Here is a 4599-nt window from a genome sequence, read left to right on the forward strand (position 1 = left end):
CCTTTTATAAATGATTATTAAAAATTGTAAATGATTTTATTTGATCGATCTAAAGATATTTTTTGTGTGCTGATTAATTGTTGGTAAATTTTATTTACTATAGGTGTCTGCTCTTTTAGTCCTAATTGTGATTTGATATGATTTTTTAAGGATGATTCTGATTTTGGTCGTTTGACTTTATTGACTAAAGAAAGCCTTTTAACTACTTGATCATATTGATTGTCACGTTGATCGATCTGCTTGTTTAGTGATCGCGATTCGAGATCGGTTTGTGTGGGTATTTGATCGGTTGATGAATTTTTTTGAGGAGGTACAACTGATTGCAAGCCTGTTTGTAGAGATTTTATGAGTGATCCAATATCTTCACTACGCTTACAAAATATTTTTTGTGATTTCATATAGCTAATCAAAGGATCATATCCCGTGTCTTTAGAAATTATATGAAAAAATGATTTTGCTTCTTTTTCAACTAATTTTCCTAATTCAAAAGCAATATGGAAATCAAGAGCATTTTTGCCGTTGCCATTAATTTGAATCCATTCGACTTGGTTGCCTAATGCTTGAGATTTTAAAACTAAATCAATAGGGATTTTGGTTTGGTTTGTACCGATAAATATTTTGATATAAAAGCTTTTCTCTTTTAGAAAAGTTAAATCTATATTCTGAACATTTTCATAGTCAATGAAGATGTAATTATTTCTCATTAATTAAATGGTGTAAACATGATTTTAATCTGAGTATTTAGTCTAACAGATAAGTTAACATTGCCTTAATGGAACCTTAAGCTATTTGCTATTACTTCGTTAAGTACCTCAGCATAATTAAAACCCTAAAACCTGCGGCGCACGCGCAGCGTGCGTCGCAGGTTTTAGGGTTTTATATTTAATTAAGCCCACTTACTTATGAATCATAAATTAAGTTGAATTATCGGTGGATTTGGCGATCGCAAGGATTAAGATCTTACCTATAGCAATCTTAAATGGTTCTTACCAAATGGTTCTTGCCAAATGGTTTATTGAAGTGCATCTTGAGCTGGTTATAGATTTTCAGGAATGGAGGAAAGATCGTGGCGATCGCATCAATCAATCCTGTAACGGGAGAGGTATTAAAGACCTTTACGCCTTTAACAGATGGGGAAATCGAGCATAAACTCGCCCTTGCCGATCGCACCTTTGCGACCTACAAGTACACCAGTTTTGCCGAACGCGCTCAATGGATGTATCGAGTTGCAGATATTCTTGAGACAAAAAAAACGGAATTTGGGATTATCATCACCCTTGAGATGGGAAAAACCCTCAAAAGTGCGATCGCGGAAGTTGAGAAATGTGCGCATCTCTGTCGGTTTTATGCCGAATATGCTCCGCAATTTTTAGCTGACACACCTGTCACGATCGATGCTAGTCAAGCCCTAATTCGCTACCAACCTCTAGGGATTATTTTGGCGGTGATGCCTTGGAACTTTCCCTTTTGGCAAGTGTTTCGCTTTGCCGTACCCTGCTTGATGGCGGGCAATGTGGGGCTGTTAAAACATGCTTCCAATGTACCCCAATGCGCTTTGGCGATCGCGGAAATCTTCCATGCAGTGGGCTTGCCCGATGGGGCTTTTCAAACTCTACTCATTGGTGCGGAGCGAGTGGCGAATCTGGTTGCCGATCCGAGGATAAAAGCTGCTACTTTAACGGGGAGTGAACCTGCTGGACAAAGCCTCGCTGCGATCGCAGGACATCATCTCAAAAAAGTAGTTTTGGAACTAGGTGGCAGCGATCCATTTATCGTTCTCAAAACCGCCGATCTCGATCTTGCGGTGGCTACAGGTGTAACTGCGAGGGTAATGAATAATGGGCAGACCTGCATTGCCGCCAAGCGCTTCATTCTCGAAGAAGCGATCGCCGATCAATTTATTGCTAAGTTTGTGGAGAAATTTAGGGCTTTGAAGGTGGGCGATCCCATGCAAGCGGCAACAGATGTGGGTCCCTTAGCTACACCACAAATTTTGCAAGAATTGGATGGACTGGTGAAAGCGACTTTAAATGCGGGTGCTAAGGTTTTGGTAGGTGGATATCGCATTAAACAGGAGGGAAATTTTTATGCCCCGACAATTTTGGTAGATATTCCCCTAGGTGCGCCGCCCTATCAAGAAGAATTTTTTGGTCCCGTTGCGTCAGTATTTCGCGTCAAAAATATTAGGGAGGCGATCGCCCTTGCCAATAGCACTAACTTTGGTCTGGGGGCAAGTGTTTGGACTAAGGACGAACGGGAAATAGAACTAGCGATCGCTCAAATTGAAGCGGGTTCAGTCTTTGTGAATAGTATGGTTAAGTCCGATCCTCGACTTCCTTTTGGTGGGATTAAGCGATCGGGCTTTGGTCGAGAGTTGGGTATCGAAGGGATTCGCGAATTTGTGAATATTAAAACTATTGCGATCGCCTAGAGTTCATTCCATATATTTTAGGTAAAACCAGTTAGGTAAAACCAGTTAGGTAAAATCAGGTAAAACAATGAATACCGCAGAATTATTAGTTAAATGTCTAGAAAATGAAGGAGTGGAATATATTTTCGGACTCCCTGGAGAAGAGAATATGGCGGTTCTCAATGCTCTTGAGAATTCATCAATTAAGTTCATTACTACCCGCCATGAACAGGGGGCAGCGTTTATGGCAGATGTGTATGGACGACTGACGGGTAAACCTGGAGTCTGTCTATCGACCCTTGGTCCTGGAGCCACTAATCTGATGACAGGGGTTGCTGATGCCAACTTGGATTGTGCGCCATTGATCGCGATTACGGGACAAGTGGGAACCGATCGGATGCATACCAATTCCCATCAATACCTCGATTTAGTCGCCATGTTTGAGCCTGTGACCAAATGGAATGCTCAAATTGTGCGCCCAAGTATTACCCCAGAAATTATTCGTAAAGCTTTTAAGCTTGCCAAGTCAGAGAAGCCAGGAGCCGTACATATTGATTTACCAGAAAATATTGCGGATATGGAAGTTACAGGGCAACCGCTCTTGATCAAAAGCGATCGCAACGCAATGTATGCCTCCTATCGCAGTCTTTCCGAAGCGGCGATCTTGATCGCCCAGTCTAAAAATCCGCTCATTTTGGTGGGTAATGGGGCAATTCGTTCTGGTGCTAGCCAAGCGCTAACGGATTTTGCCACCCGCTTAAATATCCCTGTAGCAAATACCTTTATGGGGAAAGGCGTAATTCCTTATCGCCATCCTTTGGCTCTCTGGTCGCTGGGTTTACAGCAAAGGGATATTATTAATTGTGCTTTTGATGAAACGGACTTAGCGATCGCTGTTGGTTATGACTTAATTGAGTACGCTCCCAAAAAATGGAATCCTAAAGGCACAATTCCCATTATTCACATTGCTGAGTTACCAGCGGAAGTTGATAGCAGTTATATGCCACAGGTAGAAATTGTTGGCGATATTTCCGATTCCTTGGTGGAGATTATGCATCGTTGCGATCGCACGGGAATGCCTTCACCCCATGCGATCGATTTGCGTCCGCAAATTCTTGCCACCTACGAACAGTACGCCCATGACGAAGGATTTCCCATTAAACCGCAAAAAATCGTCTACGATCTTCGCCAAGTGATGGCTGCCGAGGATGTGGTGATTTCTGATGTGGGTGCACATAAAATGTGGATGGCGCGTCATTACCATTGCGATCGCCCGAATACTTGCATTATCTCCAATGGATTCGCCGCGATGGGAATTGCGATTCCTGGAGCGATCGCCGCCAAGCTAGTGCATCCCCATCGCAAGATCGTAGCGGTAACGGGTGATGGCGGTTTCATGATGAATATGCAGGAACTAGAGACTGCCACGCGGATCGGTACGCCTTTTGTTACGCTGATTTTTAATGACGGTGGTTATGGCTTGATTGAATGGAAGCAACAGATCCACTATGGGCGATCGGCTTTTATCAAGTTTGGCAATCCCGATTTTGTAAAGCTTGCGGAAAGTATGGGGCTCAAAGGGTATCGAGTAACTTCCGCGATCGAGTTGATTCCCATTCTCAAAGAAGCCCTATGGCAGGATGTTCCCGCCGTTATCGATTGCCCCGTTGATTATCGGGAAAACATGCTCTTTTCCCGTAAAGTGGGTGAATTGTCTTGCCCGATTTAAAGACAAAACATCGTCAATTTTGATTTCGCTCTATAAAGTTTTCGATAGCTTCTTTAGCTTCGAGAAGACTTGAGCGATTTTCTTCACGATAAATCTTAATTGCTTCAATTTTGCGGGAGGGGTCGAGTGCAATCTGTTTAACCCGTTCTGAAAGTTGGGATGGAATTTCTATTTCCATTCGATTGAGGATTAAGCTGAGAGCATAATCAATGCGTTTCATCCTGCGCTCAAGGCGCTTAATGCTAGTTTCGAGGCTAAATAAGATGATTAAAGTGGTAGCTAAGAAAAAAACGTAAACACCGCCATCCATAATTGTCACCATAATCAATATTCAGCTTAATTGCTTTGCATCAAAAGAATAGCAAATATAGCTATCGCCAAATGTACTAGGACATAAACCCCAAGAATTGACTGGCGGCGCGAAGCGCCGCCAGTCAATTCTTGGGGTTTGATTTTTCCT

General features: G+C 42.6%; 4 protein-coding genes. 2 read left to right on the top strand and 2 right to left on the bottom strand.

Annotated elements, in window-relative coordinates; all coding sequences use genetic code 11:
- Positions 1 to 17 precede the first annotated feature (17 nt).
- Positions 18 to 704 carry a PIN domain-containing protein gene (locus tag AC805_RS16150; protein WP_055076371.1) on the bottom strand — a complete coding sequence of 229 codons (687 nt, stop codon included), beginning with the start codon at positions 702 to 704 and terminating at the stop codon, positions 18 to 20.
- Between the two features lie 362 nt (positions 705 to 1066).
- On the opposite strand from AC805_RS16150, the gene AC805_RS16155 reads away from it, so the two are divergent.
- Both AC805_RS16155 and AC805_RS16160 read left to right on the top strand, forming a co-directional pair.
- Complete coding sequence (locus AC805_RS16155; protein WP_055076372.1) at positions 1067 to 2431, top strand: NAD-dependent succinate-semialdehyde dehydrogenase; 1365 nt, start codon at positions 1067 to 1069, stop codon at positions 2429 to 2431.
- A 67-nt stretch (positions 2432 to 2498) separates the two neighbouring features.
- Positions 2499 to 4139, top strand: coding sequence for an acetolactate synthase large subunit (locus AC805_RS16160; protein ID WP_009629608.1), 1641 nt, complete (start codon positions 2499 to 2501; stop codon positions 4137 to 4139).
- A gap of 13 nt (positions 4140 to 4152) precedes the next feature.
- Here AC805_RS16160 and AC805_RS16165 read toward each other — a convergent pair whose 3' ends face one another.
- Positions 4153 to 4461 carry a hypothetical protein gene (locus AC805_RS16165; RefSeq protein ID WP_072143647.1) on the bottom strand — a complete coding sequence of 103 codons (309 nt, stop codon included), beginning with the start codon at positions 4459 to 4461 and terminating at the stop codon, positions 4153 to 4155.
- Positions 4462 to 4599: the final 138 nt, after the last annotated feature.

This window comes from Pseudanabaena sp. 'Roaring Creek', from assembly GCF_001402795.1.
Lineage (GTDB): Bacteria > Cyanobacteriota > Cyanobacteriia > Pseudanabaenales > Pseudanabaenaceae > Pseudanabaena.